The sequence below is a fragment of the Ottowia sp. SB7-C50 genome (genome assembly GCF_033110285.1).
Classification (GTDB): domain Bacteria; phylum Pseudomonadota; class Gammaproteobacteria; order Burkholderiales; family Burkholderiaceae_C; genus Ottowia.
In genome coordinates this window covers 1,371,235-1,386,623 of the sequence record NZ_CP136995.1, presented here as the reverse complement: position 1 = coordinate 1,386,623, position 15,389 = coordinate 1,371,235, and the positions used below count along the sequence as shown (strand labels likewise).

Genomic DNA, 15,389 nt, shown 5'->3' with positions numbered 1-15,389 from the left:
TCTTGATGAAACAGGCGACCTGCGCTTGTCCAGCCTGCGTTATTTGCTATATTTTATGAAGCAAGCCGTCAGTCTGCCTTGATCGACGCCGCCTTGATGATGCGCGCGTTGCTGGCCGATTCGGCGGCGATGAACCTGGCAAAGTCGGCCGCGCTGCCACCGGTGGGCACGTTGTCGGCGGCTTCGATCTTCTGGCGCACGTCCTTGTCCTTCAGCAGCTTGTTCACCTCGGTGTTCAGGCGCTCGATGACGGCAGGCGGCGTGCCGGCGGGCGCGAACAGACCGAACACCGACGCCAGGTTGGCGGCGGGCAGGCCCAGCTCGGCCAGCGTGGGCACGGCGGGCAGTTCCTCCAGCCGCCCGGGGGCGCCCACGGCCAGCGGCTTCAGCTTGCCGGACTTGATGTGCCCCATGACGGCCGGGCCGGCGTTCACGCTCAGCACCTCAAACTGGCCGCCCAGCGCGTCGTTGATCTGCTGCCCGCCCCCTTTGTAGGGCACGTGGGTAATGTCGGCGCCCGCGCCCGACTTGACTTGCTCCAGCACGATGTGGCCCAGCGACGCCGGCCCCGACGTGGCCCAGCGTACGGCGCCTGGGCGGGCCTTGGCCGCAGCGACCAGTTCCTTGAAGTCGCGTGCGGGCAGTGCCGAGGTGCCCAGCAGCAGCACCGGCGAAGCGATCACGCTGACCACCGGAACGATGTCCTTGGCCGGATCAAACGGCGACTTGCCCAGGTGCGGGTTGAGCACCAGCGGGCTGATGGCCGAAAAGCCGAAGCTGTAGCCGTCCGGCGGCGCCTTGGCCACAGCGTCCATGCCGATGGTGCCGCTGGCGCCGGCCTTGTTGTCGACCAGCACGCTCTGGCCGAGCACCGGCGCCAGCCGGTCGGCCAGCAGGCGCGCCACGCTGTCGGCCACACCACCGGGCGGATAGGCGACGGTGATCTTGATCGGCTTGGCGGGCCAGGACTGGGCTTGCGTGAGCGCGGGGGTCAGCGCCAGCGCGGCCGCCGCGACCAGGCTGGCGCGGCGAGTGATGAAACGGGTCAATGAAGTCATGCGGCGATTGTGCGCCAGCGTCGGCGAAGAAGCGCTGGCGCGCCCGCTGCCGGTGCGGAACGTCTCACCCCCGCGGGTGGTGCCTGGCGTGCAGGTCTTTCAGCCGCTCGCGCGCGATGTGGGTGTAGATGGTGGTGGTCGAGATGTCGGCGTGGCCCAGCAGCATCTGCACGGCGCGCAGGTCGGCGCCGTGGTTGAGCAGGTGTGTGGCGAAGGCGTGGCGCAGCGTGTGCGGCGACAGCGGCGTATGGATGCCGGCCTGGCGCGCATAACGCTTGACCAGGGTCCAGAACATCACGCGCGACATCGCCGTGCCGGGCGTGCGGCCGGCGCTGGTGACGAACAGCGCCTCGGTCTGGCGCTGGCCCAGCAAGGCGGGCCTGCTCTCTGAAACATAGCGCTGCAGCCAGTCGCGTGCTTCTTCACCAAAGGGCACCAGGCGCTCCTTGCTGCCCTTGCCCAGCACGCGCAGCACGCCGTCGGCAAAGGCGACGTCGAAGGTCTTGAGCGACACCAGCTCGCTGACGCGCAGGCCGCTGGCGTACATCAGCTCCAGCATGGTGCGGTCGCGCAGGCCCAGCGGCGTGTCGGTGTCGGGCGCGGCCAGCAGCGCCTCGACCTGGGCTTCGCTCAGCGTCTTGGGCACGCGCAATGGCTGCCTGGCGGTCAGCAGCTTCAGCGTGGGGTCGGCGCTGATCAGCCTTTCGCGCAGCGCCCAGCGGAAGTAGCGCTTGAACACCGTCAGGCGCCGGTTGGCCGACGTGGCCTTGCCCTGGTCGCGTTCATGCCTGACCTTGGCGCGCACGCCCATGTAGGCGTTGAGGTGTTGCTCCTGCGTCTGCGGCAGCTTGAGGCCGTCTTCAGCGGCCAGCCACTGCGCGTACAGCGTCAGGTCGCGCCGGTAGGCGGCCAGCGTGTTGGGCGACAGGCCGTCCTCCAGCCACAGGGCGTCGATGAAGGCGTCGATGCTGGCGTCGGTAAAAGGAGCGGCGGGCGAAGCGGCGGTCACGCGGCGAAGATACCAAAGCGCACCCGCTGCGTCAGGCGCGCGCGCCGCCGCTGCGGGTGATTCATTTTCTGATAGCAAAAAAAAAACCCGCCGGGCGCGGGCCACGGCGGGTTTTTGTGCGAGCGCAGAGTTTACTGCAGCGTCAGCTTCTGCTTGGCCACCACCTGCTTGTAGACGGCCAGTTCGTCCTTGATCTGCTTGGCAAACTCGTCGGGCGAGTTGGCGATGATGAACGAACCGGTCTCTTCGATGCGCTTTTTCACCGCCGGATCCTGCAGCACCTTCTTGGCCGCCGCGTTCACCCTGTCGACCACGTCCTTGGGCGTGCCCTTGGGCGCCAGGATGCCATAGTAGGCCATGCGGTTCACCGGCTCCAGGCCCACTTCCTTGAAGGTGGGCGTGTCGGGCAGGTCCTTCAGGCGCTGCGGCGCGGCCACCACGATGGGTACCAGCTTGCCGGTCTTGATGAAGGGCAGCGACGACGGCACGTTGTCGAAGATGATGGGCACCTGGCCCGCCACCACGTCGTTCAGCGCCGGGCCGGCGCCGCGGTAGGCGATGTGGGTGACGAACATGCCGGTCAGGCTCTTGTACAGCTCCATCTGCAGGTGGCCGATGCCGCCGGTGCCCGACGACGCATAGCTGAACTTGCCCGGCTGCTGCTTGACCAGCGCGGCGAAGTCCTTGTAGTTCTTGGCCGCGAAGCTGGGGTGCACCGCGATGATGTTGGGCGTGGCGGCGATGTTGATCACCGGCATGAAGTCGCCCACCGGGTCGTACTGGATCTTGGGGTTGATGGCCGGGTTGGCGGCCGTGGTCGACACCGTGGCCACGCTCAGCGTGTAGCCGTCGGCCGCGGCACGCGCGGCTTCGGTCGCGCCAATGGCGCCGCCCGCGCCGCCCTTGTTGTCGACCACCACCGGCTGGCCCAGTTCGCGGCCCAGCGGCTCAGCGACCACGCGGGCAATGATGTCGGTGGTGCCGCCCGCGGCAAAGGGCACGATCAGGCGGATGGGCTTGGCAGGCCAGGCCTGGGCAAAGGCACTGCCGGCAGTAAAGGTAGCGACAGTGGCGGCGAGCGCGATCAGGTGACGGCGTTGCATCGTCGGAAAACTCCTTGTTAGTCTTGCTTAAACACGAAACCGCGATTAGACGGCGAAACGATGGCGCTGGTTCCGCACGGCAGCCCGCTAATTGCAAGGGATTACCCGCAGGCCCGTTATGCTCTGCCGCCGTGTACTACGCCCAACTGCTCTTTCCGGACTTTTCGCTGATCCTGATCGGCTACCTGCTGTGCCGCCATACCGCGCTCAATCGCCCGGTCTGGCAGTCGGCAGAGGCATTGGTCTATTACTTCCTGTTTCCGGTGCTGCTGTTCCAGTCCATCGTGCGCACGCCGCTGGACGTGCGCGCGGCGTCGAGCCTGATCGGCGCCGGCCTGGGGCTGGTCGCCACCGGCATCATGCTGGCCTATGCGCTGCCGCGTCTGCCGGGCCTGCGCGGGCGCATCGACCTGCGCGACCACGCCGCCAGCGCGCAGGTGGCGTTCCGCTTCAACTCGTTCATCGGCCTGGCGTTGGCCGAGCGGCTGGGCGGCGCGCAGGGCCTGCAACTGGTGGCCGTGCTGATCGGCGTGTGCGTGCCGCTGTGCAACATCGGCGCCGTGTGGCCCATGGCGCGCCACGCGGGGCGCGGCTTTCTGGGCGAGCTGGCGCGCAATCCGCTGATCCTGGCCACGGCGTCGGGCCTGCTGGCCAACCTGGCCGGGTTCACGATGCCGGAATGGCTGGTGCCCACGGTCACCCGCATCGGCGCGGCGTCCATCGCGCTGGGGCTGATGTCGGCCGGCGCGGGCATGCAGTTTCAGAGCCTGGCCAGCGGCAAGACCCTGAGCGTGGGCGTGCTCACCATCCGCCACTTGCTGATGCCGGTGGCCGCGTGGCTGCTGGCGCGCGCCTTCCGGCTGGGCGCGGACGAGACCATGGTGCTGCTCATCTTTTCGGCGCTGCCCACCGCATCGACCTGCTACGTGCTGGCCGCGCGCATGGGCTACAACGGGCCTTACGTGGCAGGGCTGGTCACGCTGTCGACCGTGCTGGGCATGGTGAGCCTGCCCTTCGCGCTGGGGGTGTTGCGAGGCTTGCCGGGGTGATGTTTGCTATCGTTTGAATAGCTAAATGCGCTTGCCAGTTGAGCGCCAGCGCACGATTTGAACAACAAAAAGCCGCGCGACGCCCGCCGCGCGGCTGTGTGGTGCAAACGGGGCAGATACGAACCAATCAGCGCCCGTCGCGCTTGGCCGTCACCACCTTGTTGCGCCCGCGCGCCGATGCGTGGATCTTCTTGTTGACCGGCTCGGCCTTCAACGGGTTGTAGCGCTGCGCTGCCGCCGGCATGTGGGTCGGCACCGCGCCTTGCGCCAGGTCGCTGGCCGAGCCACCCACCAGCGTGCGGCTGCCGCGCCGTGCGGTCGGCGTACCTTCGGCCGGCGCGGCCTGCTGCTGGCGCGCCACGGCCGAGCGCACCTGCTTCATCAGCTTGGCGGCAGGCTGGGCGGCGCCGGTGATGGCCTTGGTGGCGGGCATTTTCTTGGCAGACGTTTTCTTGGCGGTGGCCTTCTTGGCCGCAGTCTTGGCCGCCGGGCGCTCGGCGCCGTTGGCGGCGCGGGTCGACTTGGCGCCGCGCGCGGTCACCACCGCATAGCCCAGGTCGTCGGCGGCGCGCTGCTTGCGTGCCACCTGGCGCGGCTTGGTGGTGGTGGCGTTGCGCATGGCCAAGTCAGCGCCCTCGCCCGGCGCGGCATCGCCGGTGGTGCGGCGGCTGCGCTGCGCCGACTTGGGGTTGGTGCGCTTGGCGGGCACGCCCGGCGCGTTGTGCGGACGGGCGCCGCGCGTCGTGGTCGCCTTGGCCAGGCGCGCTTCCAGCTTTTCATGCTGCGCTTCAAAGCGCTGCAACACGTCGGCCAGGATGTCGGCCTTGATTTCGGTGCGGTTGTTCTCACCGCCCATCTGCTTGCGCTCGTTGGCGGGGCCGGTGCGCGTGGCCACGGTCTGGCGGCGATAGGTGTCGCGGTACTTGTCGCGCAGCGCGCGGGCGCGGGTGACTTTGCTGGCGAGCTGGCGTGCGGTGAGTTCCTTCACGGCCCCGGCGCGGCTGGCGTGAAACAGTTCGAGTTCGGGCTTGGTCAAGAGGGGTTGGACTTGTCTCAGCGTATAGCGCACGGCAGCTCCTTGTGTATTGGCCCGCGGCACCCAGGGCGACGGGCGGATGAATGGGGTACCGCCTTCTGAGCGTGGCGGTGCGAGCCATTGATGCTATGCAAACCATGAGCACCCCGGTGTCGGACAAGGCGCCCTCCGTTTGCCCGCCTCAGGTTGACGCACATCGTCTATGCTATGAAAATGGCAGCTTGCCGCACAGTCGCGGCGCCAGCCCCACACTTAAAAATCGCAGCAGCGCCGTGACGTCGTCAACGCCCCATCGCCCATTGCACATGCTCGCGCACCAGCGCGTGCGGGTGGTCGGCGCGGGCCTGCAGCGCGGCCAGCAAGGGCGCGCGGCGCGCGTCGCCGGCGGGCAGCGCGGCCAGGGCGTTGCCCAGCGCCACGGCGATGTTGCGCAGCCAGCGCACGTGGCCAATGCGGCGGATCGGGCCGCCTTCGGTGCGGCGCAGGAATTCTTCTTCGCTCCAGCCGAACAACGCCGCCAGCTCGCCGCCGCGCAGGCCGTCGCGCACGTCGAAGTCGGGCAGCGCGCTGCGCTGGGCGTATTTGTTCCAGGGGCAGGCCAGCTGGCAATCGTCGCAGCCATAGATGCGGTTGCCGATCAGCGGGCGCAGCGCCTCGTCAATCGCGCCGTCGTGCTCGATGGTCAGGTACGAGATGCAGCGCCGCGCGTCCAGCTGGTGCGGCGCCACGATGGCGCGCGTGGGGCAGATGTCAATGCAGGCCGTGCATTGCCCACAGTGTTCACTGGTCGGCGCGGTGCGGGGCAGCGCCAGGTCAACATAGATCTCGCCCAGAAAGAACATCGACCCGCCTTCGCGCGACAGCACCAGCGTGTGCTTGCCGCGCCAGCCCTGGCCGCTGCGCGCGGCCAGTTCGGCCTCCAGCACCGGGGCCGAATCGGTGAACACGCGGTGGCCGAAGGGGCCCACGGCGTCTGCGATGTGATCGGCCAGCTTCTGCAGCCGCGCGCGCAGCACCTTGTGGTAGTCGCGGCCGCGGGCGTAGATCGACACGATGCCTTCGCCCGGGCGCTGCAGGCGGTCGAATTCCACCGCCTGCCAGCCGGGCGGCGTATCGCGCGGCAGGTAGTCCATGCGCGCAGTGATCACGCTCACGGTGCCGGGCACCAGCTCGGCCGGGCGTGCGCGCTTCAGGCCATGCGCCGCCATGTAATCCATGCGACCATGAAAGCCGTTGTTCAGCCAGGCCAGCAGGCCGGGTTCGGCGCTCGACAGGTCCACGTCCGCCACGCCGACGTGCGAAAACCCCAGCGCCCGCGCCGCGTCCTGCACCTGCGTCCACAGTTCAAGGGAATCGAGTTGAGCGCCACTGCCAGCCACGGCCAGATTGTAGAAACCGCACCGTCCGCGTCGTTCACCTGGCGCACCGAGGACGACACCGCCACCTTTGCGCGCCGCCTGGCCGCGCTGCCCGCGCTGCGCGACGCCTTCATCGAACTGCAGGGCGACCTGGGCGCGGGCAAGACCACCTTCGTGCGCCACCTGCTGCGCGCGCTGGGCGTCCAAGGCCGCATCAAGAGCCCCACCTATGCCGTGGTCGAGCCGCACGCCACGCCCGACGGCCTGGCGGTGTCTCACTTCGACTTCTACCGCTTCAACGACCCGCGCGAATGGGAAGACGCCGGCTTTCGCGACCTGTTTGCCGCGCCCGGCCTGAAGCTGGCCGAATGGCCCGACAAGGCCGCCGGCCTGCTGCCCGTGCCCGACCTGACGCTGCACATCGACTGGCTGGCGCAGGATGACCAACGCGCGGTACGCGCTCAGGCCGGCACCGCGCGCGGCGCGCTGCTGCTGCAAGGCCTGCGCGAGGTGAGCCCATGACGCCGCCCGCGCCCGCCCCGCGCCTGCCCGGCCGCCGCCGCGCGCTGCTGCAAGGCGGCTCGCTGGTGCTGCTGCTGACGGCGCACCACATCGCGCGCGGCGCCAGCATCGTGGCGGTGCGCATCTGGCCGGCCGAGGACTACAGCCGTGTCACCATCGAATCCGACACGGCGCTCAAGGCCACGCACCGCATGGTCGGCATGCCACCGCGCCTGGCCGTCGACATCGAGGGGCTGGAGCTGAACCCCACGCTGCGCGAGCTGGTCGCCAAGGTGCGCGCCGACGACCCCAACATCGCCGGCATCCGCGTCGGCCAGAACTCGCCCGGCGTGGTGCGGCTGGTGCTGGACCTGAAGCAGGAAAGCCGTCCGCAGGTGTTCACGCTGGCGCCGGTGGCGGCGTACCGGCACCGGCTGGTGTTCGACCTGTACCCGGCCCACCCGGTTGATCCGCTGGAGCAGCTGATCGCCGAACGCATGAAGGAGCTGGGCGGCCCCGCCGCAGGCGCACCGGGCGGCGCGGCGCGCGGCATGTCGGCCGAGGCCACCGATTCACTGGGCGACCTGATCGCGCGCCAGATCGAGCGCGCCAACGAGATGTCGCGCCCCGGCAGCGCCGTGGCACGTGCGCCCAGCCCGCCCGCACCGCCGCGCCTGACGCTGCGCACACCAGCGCCAGCGCCCGCGCCCAGCGCCGTGGCGCAGGCCCCCGCGCGCGCCGGCACCGACCGGCTCATCATCGTCGCGCTCGACCCCGGCCACGGCGGCGAAGACCCCGGCGCCATCGGCCCCGGCGGCACCTACGAAAAAGACGTGGTGCTGCAGGTCGCGCTCAAGCTGCGCGACCGCATCAACAACACCACCGTCGGCGGCAACCCGATGCGCGCGTTTCTTACGCGCGACGGCGACTACTTCGTGCCGCTGGCCACGCGGGTCGAAAAGGCGCGCCGCGTGGGCGCCGACCTGTTCATCAGCATCCACGCCGACGCCTTCATGCGGTCGGAGGCGGCGGGCGCCAGCGTGTACGCGCTGTCCGAGCGCGGGGCGTCCAGCGCCGCCGCGCGCTGGCTGGCCGCCAACGAAAACAACGCCGACCGCGTGGGCGGCGTCAACCTGGGCGTGCGCGATTCGCTGGTGCAGCGCGCCATGCTGGACATGAGCACCACCGCGCAGATCAAGGACAGCCTGATGCTGGGCGATTCGGTGCTGCGCGAAATCGGCGGCGTGGGCCGCCTGCACAAGCCGCGCGTGGAGCGCGCCAACTTTGCCGTGCTGCGCGCCCCCGACATTCCCAGCGTGCTGGTCGAAACCGCGTTCATCAGCAACCCCGACGAAGAACGCAAGCTGCGCAGCGAAAGCTACCAGAACGACCTGGCCAACGCGCTGATTGGCGGCATCCAGAAATACTTTTCGGCCAACCCGCCGCTGGCGCGCAACCGGCAGGTGTGAAGTGCTTCGGCACACTTGGGTGTCAAAAGACACAGGTTTGCGTGCAAAACTCACCATTTCTGGGGCAAAAGACCGCTGACGACGCGATGCGTCTGCTTCGTCTGACAACCAACACCCCGGCTCGCGCGTTGAATAGGGGCTGGCGAAAGCCAGTTTCTCTGTAAGTTCTCCTCCAAAATTTGTGCGGGCGATGTCGTTTGACGACTCGCCCGTTTTTCTTTTGGAGGCGGCTTTACAGACTGGCCGCGGTCTTTTCGGCGCGCCCGGCCTTCCAGCCGCCATAGATGGCGATCAGGCCCGGCACCAGGATCAGGCCCCAGATGATCTTGCTGAGGTTGGCCTGCACCCACGGCAGGTTGCCGAACACGTAGCCGGCCGTCACGATGCCCAGCACCCAGATCAGCGCGCCGGTGACGTTGAAGAAGGTGAACTTGCCACGCGTCATTTCGGCCACGCCCGCCACGAAGGGCACGAAGGTGCGGATGAACGGCATGAAACGCGCCAGGATCACCGTCACGCCGCCATAGCGCTCGTAGAACGCATGGGCCTTGTCGAAGGCGCGCCGGTTGAAAAAGCGCGAGTCCTCCCACTGAAACACCTTGGGCCCGAAATAGCGGCCAATGCTGTAGTTGCACTGGTCGCCCAGGATCGCGGCCACCAGCAGGATCACGCACACCAGCGGGTAGCTGATGAGCCCCGCGCCGGCCAGCGCCCCCACCACGAACAGCAGCGAATCGCCCGGCAGAAACGGCATCACCACCACGCCGGTTTCGACGAACACGATGAGAAACAGCAGCGCGTAGACCCACGCGCCGTATTGCGTCACGAACGCACCCAGGTATCTGTCGACGTGCAGGATGAAGTCGACCAGTTGCATCACGATATCCATGGGCGGCGATTATCGGTGCTGAACGGCAATCCCCTGCGCCCACGGCGGTGAGGGGCACCGTCCGACAGGCATTTGCCGCGGCGCGGGCGACACTCCAACGCAACACAACATATCAGGAGCCTGCATGCCCGCCACACCACCACCCGCTGCGCCCGAGCAGCCCACCGTCGATCTGGACGACACGCGCCAGCGCAAGCCCGGCGGACTGCCGCACGAGCGCGACCAGCAGCCCAGCCAGCAAGGCCCCGACGCCGGGCAGCACCAGACGCCCGAAGCGCAGTCGGCCTTTGACGATGCGCGCCGCGGCCGGCCCGACACCTCGGCCGCGCCCCAGTTGCAGCAACCGTCCCCCGGTGAACAACAACCCAAGCGCCAGTAATCGCATCGCTGGCGCTGCCTAGAATGCGCGGGTGAATGCGCCGCGCCGTCCCATCCGCGATCTACCCGATGAACTGATCAGCCAGATCGCCGCGGGCGAGGTGATCGAGCGGCCCGCGTCCGTGGTGCGCGAGCTGCTCGACAACGCGCTGGACGCTGGCGCCACCCAGATCACACTGCGCCTGCTGGCCGGTGGCGTGCGACTCATCAGCGTTGAGGACGATGGCGCCGGCATCCCCGCCGACGAGATGGCGACCGCGCTGCGCCGCCACGCCACCAGCAAGATCGCCAGCCTGGCCGAGCTGGAAGCCGTCGGCACCATGGGGTTTCGCGGCGAGGCGCTGGCAGCTATCAACTCCATAGCTGAAGTCGCTTTGCTGTCCAGGGCGGGCGGCCAGTCATCTGCCCATCTGCTGGACGGCCGCACGGGCGAGATGAAGCCCGTGGCGCGCGCGCAGGGCACCACCGTGGAGGTGAAGGAGCTGTTCTTCAGCGTGCCGGCGCGGCGCAAGTTCCTCAAGACCGACGCGACCGAACTGGCGCACTGCATCGAGGCCGTGCGCCGCCACGCGCTGGCGCGGCCCGACGTCGGCTTCGCCATCTGGCACGAAGGCAAGCTGATCGAGCAATGGCGTGCCCACCCCGGCGAAGCCGGCCGCGCCCAGCGCCTGGCCGACGTGCTGGGCGAGGACTTTCTGGCCGAATCGGTGGCCATCGATTACCGCGCCGGGCCGGTGCACATCACCGGCCGCGCCGGCCTGCCCGACGTGGCGCGGTCGCGCGCCGACCAGCAGTTTGCGTACGTCAACGGCCGCTTCGTGCGCGACAAGGTCATCGCCCACGCCGCGCGCGCCGCCTACGAGGACGTGCTGCACGGCCAGCGCCAGCCGGTGTATGTGCTGCACGTGACGATCGACCCCGCGCGCGTGGACGTGAACGTGCACCCGACCAAGATCGAGGTGCGCTTTCGCGACAGCCGCGAAGTGCACCAGGCCGTGCGCCACGCCATCGAAAACGCGCTGGCCGCCCCGCGCGCCGCGCTGGCCGGCCAGGCCGCTGACGCGCCCGCCTGGCGCGCGCCCGAATCTCCGCCGCCGTCCGGGGATTTCAAGCCTTTCAGGCCGCCCACGCACAGCTATACAGCGCAGTCAGCTATTCATTTTGAAGCAAACGCGGGCCGCCACGCGGTCGAGGAACTGCGCGCGCTGTGGCAGCCGTCGGCCACGCCGGCGGAGCCCGCCGCGCCGGTGGAAGCCGCCCACGACTGGCCACTGGGCCGCGCCATCGCGCAATTGCACGGCGTCTACATCCTGGCCGAGAACCGCGCCGGCCTGGTGCTGGTCGACATGCACGCCGCGCACGAGCGCATCGTCTACGAGCGGCTCAAGACGCAGCTGGACGGCGCGCAGGTGGCCAGCCAGCCGCTGCTGATTCCGGCCACCTTCGCCGCCACGCCGCTTGAAGTGGCCACCGCCGAAAGCGCCGCCGCCGTGCTGCAGCGCCTGGGGCTGGAGGTGACGCCGTTTTCGCCCCGCACGCTGGCCGTGCGCGCCGTGCCCACGTCGCTGGCCGCCGGCGACGCGGTGGCGCTGGCGCGCAGCGTGCTGGCCGAACTGGCGCAGCACGACGCCAGCAGCGTCATCGAACGCGCCCGCGACGAATTACTGGCCACCATGGCCTGCCACGGCGCCGTGCGCGCCAACCGGCGCCTGACGCACGAGGAGATGAATGCCCTGCTGCGCCAGATGGAAGCCACCGAGCGCAGCGACCAGTGCAACCATGGGCGCCCGACCTGGCGGCAGCTGTCGATGAAGGAGCTGGACGGGCTGTTCTTGCGGGGGCGGTGAGGCGGTTGAAGGGATAGTTGGGTGCGTAGGTCGCCTCTTTGAAACCGCCCTTCTCCCTCGTCATTCCTGAGCAGGCGGGAATCCAACGGCCTTTGCCAAGAACGGCTGCCCGTGAAGGCATGGATTCCCGCCTGCGCGGGAATGACGGTGTTTTTGTTCGTCCGTTGGCGTGCGCGCACAGCCATGCGCGATGACATCCAGGCCCGCACCCGCTGCGCCCTGCCCGTTCAGACATCCCGAGCCAGCCGCCATCCACCCCACCCCGCTCGCGCCGCCGTCCGACAGACGCCAATCAGGCCGCTGTTGACAATGCGCCGTGTCCCTCGACCCCGCCACGTCCTCCCGCCCGGCCGACCTGATCGTCGCCACGCCGCGCGGCCTTTATTGCCCGCCGGGTGATTTCTACATCGACCCGTGGCGGCCGGTGGATCGGGCCGTCATCACGCACGCGCATGGCGACCACGCGCGGCGCGGGCATGGCGCGTACCTGGCGCAGACACAGAGCGAACACGTGCTGCGCTCGCGGCTGGGCGCCGATATCTCGCTGCAGACCCTGCCCTATGGCGAACCGGTCATGCTCAACGGCGTGCGCGTGTCGCTGCACCCGGCGGGGCATGTGCTGGGCTCGGCGCAGGTGCGGGTCGAACACGCGGGCCGCGTGTGGGTCGCCTCGGGCGACTACAAGCTGGACGCCGACCCGACCTGCGCGCCCTTTGAGCCGGTGCGCTGCGACGTGTTCATCACCGAATCGACCTTTGGCCTGCCCATCTACCGCTGGCCCGACGCGGCGCAGCTGTTCGCCGACATCAACGCGTGGTGGCGCGCCCAGGCCGATGCGGGGCGACCCAGCCTGATTTACGCCTACGCCTTCGGCAAGGCGCAGCGGTTGCTGGCGGGCGTGAACGCGTCCATCGGCCCCATCGTGTGCCACGGCGCTGTCGAGGCGCTGAACGACGCGTACCGCGCCAGCGGCGTCGCGCTGCCGCCCACGCAGCGCGTGACCGACGTCGACAAGGCCGCCCTGAAGCGCGCGCTGGTCATCGCCCCGCCGTCGGCCGCCGGCACGCCCTGGCTGCGGCGCTTTGGCGACCACGCCGACGCCTTTGCCAGCGGCTGGATGCAGATCCGCGGCGCGCGCCGGCGGCGCGGCGTGGACCGCGGCTTTGTACTGAGCGACCACGCCGACTGGCCCAGCCTGCAACGCGCCATCGCCGCCACCGAGGCGCCGCGCGTCATCGTCACCCACGGCAGCATCCCGGTCATGGTGCGCTGGCTGCGCGAGCAGGGGCTGGACGCGGGATCGTTCGACACGGCGTACGGCGGCGATGACGACGATGGGTTGCCGGATTTACCTGTGGAGGCTGGCGTATGAAAACCCGCACAGCCGTACGCGAAGGGCGCGAAGGGTTCGCGAAGGACGCGAAAGAACAGCCGAAAAGGGCTGAATCGCTGTGTGGTGCGGCACCCGCTGCGTTAACACAATGGTGGTTTTCGACGATGGACGGCCATCCCGCACGCGACCTATTCCCCGTCATTCCCGCGAAGGCGGGAATCCAGAAGCGATCACCCTCGCATGCACCGGCTGCACCCGGCGCGGACATCACGCGCCGCGACTCGCCTCCCACCCCTCCCGCCGTTTTTCGCGCCCTTTGCGAAGCCTCTGCGCCCTTTGCGTTCAAAAAAAGGCGCCACCCATGAAAGCCTTCGCCGCCCTGTACCACGCGCTCGACGCCAGCACGTCCAGCAACGCCAAGCAGGCCGCGCTGCAGGCCTATCTGCGCGACGCGGCGCCGCAGGACGCGGCCTGGGCCGTGTACTTTCTGGCCGGCGGCAAGCCGCGCCAGCTGGTGCCCACGCGCGTGCTGCGCGATCTGGCGCGCGAAGCCGCCAGCCTGCCCGAATGGCTGTTTGAGGAAAGCTACGACGCCGTGGGCGACCTGGCCGAAACCATCAGCCTGCTGCTGCCCGCGCCCACGCAGCCCGACGACCGCGGCCTGGCCGACTGGATGGCGCACGACCTGCTGCCCCTGCGCGGCCTGCCGCCCGATGCGCAGCGCGCGCGCCTGCTGGCGCAATGGCAGCGGCTGGCGCCGGGCGAGCGGCTGCCCTACTTCAAGCTCATCACCGGCGCGTTTCGCGTCGGCGTGTCCAAGCTGCAGGTCACGCAGGCGCTGGCCGCCGTGGGCGGGCTGGACGCAAAAATAGTCGCCCAGCGCCTGATGGGCTACACCGCCATCGGCGCGCAGCCCACGGCGCGCGACTACCTGGCCCTCATCGCCCCGCACGACGCGCCGTCGCTGCTGGGCGCGCGCGGCGGCCAGCCCTACCCGTTCTTTCTGGCACACCCTTTCAATGAGCCGCTGGCGCGCTTTGACGAACTGCTGGGCGCGCCCGCCGACTGGCTGATCGAATGGAAGTGGGACGGCATCCGCGCGCAACTGGTGCGGCGCGACGACGACGTCTGGCTGTGGTCGCGCGGCGAAGAACTGATCACCGAGCGCTTTCCCGAACTGCAGGCCATGGGCCACGCGCTGCCCGAAGGCACGGTGGTCGACGGCGAAATCGTGGTCTGGAAAGCTCCTGAAACCATAGCTGCATCCGCACATCCCTCCAGCGCGGGGGCGGCATTCGATGCCCAACCCGACCCCGACCACGCCGACGCGCTGGCCGTGCTGGCGGGTTGCGTGCAGCCATTCGCCGAACTGCAAAAGCGCATCGGCCGCAAGACCGTCACGCCCAAGATCCTGCGCGAACAACCCGCCGCCCTGCTGGCCTACGACCTGCTGGAAGATGGCGGCGAAGACCTGCGCGCCCTGCCCCAGCACCAGCGCCGCGCCCGCCTAGAAGCCCTGGTCGCCGCCCACCCGCACCCCGCCCTGCACCTGAGCCCGCACATCGACGGCCCCAACTGGCCCGACTTGGCCCGCCAACGCGACGCCGCGCGCCGCCTGGGCACCGAAGGCTTTATGCTCAAGCGCCGCGACGCGGCCTACGGCGTGGGCCGCACCAAAGACGTCGGCGTGTGGTGGAAGTGGAAGATCGACCCCATGAGCGTCGACGCCGTCCTCATCTACGCCCAGCGCGGCCACGGCCGCCGCGCCAGCCTGTACAGCGACTACACCTTCGCCGTCTGGAGCGGCCCGCCCGACGACCCCGCCCGCACGCTGGTGCCCTTCGCCAAGGCCTACTCGGGCCTCACCGACGAAGAAATGCGCCAGGTCGACGCCATCGTTCGCAAGACGACCCGCGAAAGCTTCGGCCCCGTGCGCAGCGTCGAGCCGACGCTGGTGTTCGAACTGGGCTTTGAAGGCATCGCCCGCTCGGCAAGGCACAAGAGTGGGATTGCGGTGCGGTTTCCTAGGATGCTGAGGTGGCGGGTGGATAAGCCCGTGAACGAGGCCGATACCCTTCAAACGCTGGCGGCTCTGCTGCCCGCTTAAAGGCGCGCATGACCGCTGCGGGTTCAATCGGGCGGCAAGCACGCCCCACCCGCCAACGCCAGAACCGCTTGCGGGTTCATCGCCGCGATGGTAAGTAGCGTGCGCGCCGCGCCGCTCGGCTCCTTGCGCCCATATGCCCCAGCCTCGCAAGGTGCGCACCGAAACGCCGATCAACTTGGCGAACTGCGATTGCGACAAGCCGGTTTTGCGCCCTGCCTCCACTGCCGGCGTGTGCACCACATGCACCTGGCC

13 protein-coding genes are annotated in these 15,389 nt (G+C 69.2%); 7 read left to right on the top strand and 6 right to left on the bottom strand.

What is annotated here, in order from left to right; genetic code table 11:
- Positions 1–68: 68 nt before the first annotated feature.
- The 3 genes from R0D99_RS06635 to R0D99_RS06625 form a co-directional block, all read right to left on the bottom strand.
- Positions 69–1,058 (bottom strand): Bug family tripartite tricarboxylate transporter substrate binding protein, encoded by a 990-nt coding sequence (locus R0D99_RS06635; protein WP_416365979.1) that lies wholly within the window; start codon positions 1,056–1,058, stop codon positions 69–71.
- Between the two features lie 64 nt (positions 1,059–1,122).
- Positions 1,123–2,067: a site-specific tyrosine recombinase XerD gene (gene xerD / locus R0D99_RS06630; RefSeq protein WP_317750594.1), complete on the bottom strand. Its 945-nt coding sequence runs from the start codon at positions 2,065–2,067 to the stop codon at positions 1,123–1,125.
- A 131-nt stretch (positions 2,068–2,198) separates the two neighbouring features.
- Positions 2,199–3,170 carry a tripartite tricarboxylate transporter substrate binding protein BugE gene (locus R0D99_RS06625; protein ID WP_317750593.1) on the bottom strand — a complete coding sequence of 324 codons (972 nt, stop codon included), beginning with the start codon at positions 3,168–3,170 and terminating at the stop codon, positions 2,199–2,201.
- A gap of 131 nt (positions 3,171–3,301) precedes the next feature.
- On the opposite strand from R0D99_RS06625, the gene R0D99_RS06620 reads away from it, so the two are divergent.
- A complete protein-coding gene (locus R0D99_RS06620) occupies positions 3,302–4,219 on the top strand; it encodes an AEC family transporter (RefSeq protein ID WP_317750592.1) in 918 nt (305 codons plus the stop codon).
- A 127-nt stretch (positions 4,220–4,346) separates the two neighbouring features.
- Here the strand turns inward: R0D99_RS06620 and R0D99_RS06615 are convergent, their stop codons facing one another.
- Together R0D99_RS06615 and queG are read right to left on the bottom strand one after the other, a co-directional pair.
- Positions 4,347–5,255, bottom strand: coding sequence for a hypothetical protein (locus R0D99_RS06615; RefSeq protein WP_317750591.1), 909 nt, complete (start codon positions 5,253–5,255; stop codon positions 4,347–4,349).
- A 281-nt stretch (positions 5,256–5,536) separates the two neighbouring features.
- Complete coding sequence (gene queG, locus R0D99_RS06610; protein WP_317751022.1) at positions 5,537–6,586, bottom strand: tRNA epoxyqueuosine(34) reductase QueG; 1,050 nt, start codon at positions 6,584–6,586, stop codon at positions 5,537–5,539.
- Between the two features lie 27 nt (positions 6,587–6,613).
- On the opposite strand from queG, the gene tsaE reads away from it, so the two are divergent.
- Together tsaE and R0D99_RS06600 are read left to right on the top strand one after the other, a co-directional pair.
- Positions 6,614–7,135 (top strand): tRNA (adenosine(37)-N6)-threonylcarbamoyltransferase complex ATPase subunit type 1 TsaE, encoded by a 522-nt coding sequence (tsaE, locus tag R0D99_RS06605; protein ID WP_317750590.1) that lies wholly within the window; start codon positions 6,614–6,616, stop codon positions 7,133–7,135.
- Complete coding sequence (locus R0D99_RS06600; RefSeq protein WP_317750589.1) at positions 7,132–8,583, top strand: N-acetylmuramoyl-L-alanine amidase; 1,452 nt, start codon at positions 7,132–7,134, stop codon at positions 8,581–8,583. Before tsaE ends, R0D99_RS06600 begins: the two co-directional genes overlap by 4 nt.
- Before the next feature lie 232 nt (positions 8,584–8,815).
- On the opposite strand, the gene R0D99_RS06595 is transcribed toward R0D99_RS06600, so the two are convergent.
- On the bottom strand, positions 8,816–9,472 hold the full coding sequence (locus tag R0D99_RS06595) for a DedA family protein (protein ID WP_317750587.1): 657 nt from the start codon (positions 9,470–9,472) through the stop codon (positions 8,816–8,818).
- 124 nt (positions 9,473–9,596) lie between these two features.
- Here R0D99_RS06595 and R0D99_RS06590 point away from each other — a divergent pair, with 124 nt between their 5' ends.
- From R0D99_RS06590 to R0D99_RS06575, 4 genes are all read left to right on the top strand, one after another.
- Complete coding sequence (locus R0D99_RS06590; RefSeq protein ID WP_317750585.1) at positions 9,597–9,851, top strand: hypothetical protein; 255 nt, start codon at positions 9,597–9,599, stop codon at positions 9,849–9,851.
- Positions 9,852–9,882: 31 nt separating this feature from the next.
- Positions 9,883–11,697: a DNA mismatch repair endonuclease MutL gene (gene mutL, locus R0D99_RS06585; protein ID WP_317750584.1), complete on the top strand. Its 1,815-nt coding sequence runs from the start codon at positions 9,883–9,885 to the stop codon at positions 11,695–11,697.
- A gap of 316 nt (positions 11,698–12,013) precedes the next feature.
- Positions 12,014–13,069 (top strand): ligase-associated DNA damage response exonuclease, encoded by a 1,056-nt coding sequence (locus R0D99_RS06580; RefSeq protein WP_317750583.1) that lies wholly within the window; start codon positions 12,014–12,016, stop codon positions 13,067–13,069.
- 322 nt (positions 13,070–13,391) lie between these two features.
- The gene (locus R0D99_RS06575; protein WP_317750581.1) at positions 13,392–15,137 is read left to right on the top strand and encodes an ATP-dependent DNA ligase; all 1,746 of its coding nucleotides are present in this window, start codon (positions 13,392–13,394) and stop codon (positions 15,135–15,137) included.
- Positions 15,138–15,389: the final 252 nt, after the last annotated feature.

Coding starts and splice junctions, on each gene's coding strand:
- R0D99_RS06635 (WP_416365979.1), bottom strand. CDS start 1,058: ATGACTTCATTGACCCGTTTCATCACTCGCCGCGCCAGCCTGGTCGCG.
- R0D99_RS06625 (WP_317750593.1), bottom strand. CDS start 3,170: ATGCAACGCCGTCACCTGATCGCGCTCGCCGCCACTGTCGCTACCTTT.
- R0D99_RS06600 (WP_317750589.1), top strand. CDS start 7,132: ATGACGCCGCCCGCGCCCGCCCCGCGCCTGCCCGGCCGCCGCCGCGCG.
- R0D99_RS06595 (WP_317750587.1), bottom strand. CDS start 9,472: ATGGATATCGTGATGCAACTGGTCGACTTCATCCTGCACGTCGACAGA.
- R0D99_RS06590 (WP_317750585.1), top strand. CDS start 9,597: ATGCCCGCCACACCACCACCCGCTGCGCCCGAGCAGCCCACCGTCGAT.
- R0D99_RS06575 (WP_317750581.1), top strand. CDS start 13,392: ATGAAAGCCTTCGCCGCCCTGTACCACGCGCTCGACGCCAGCACGTCC.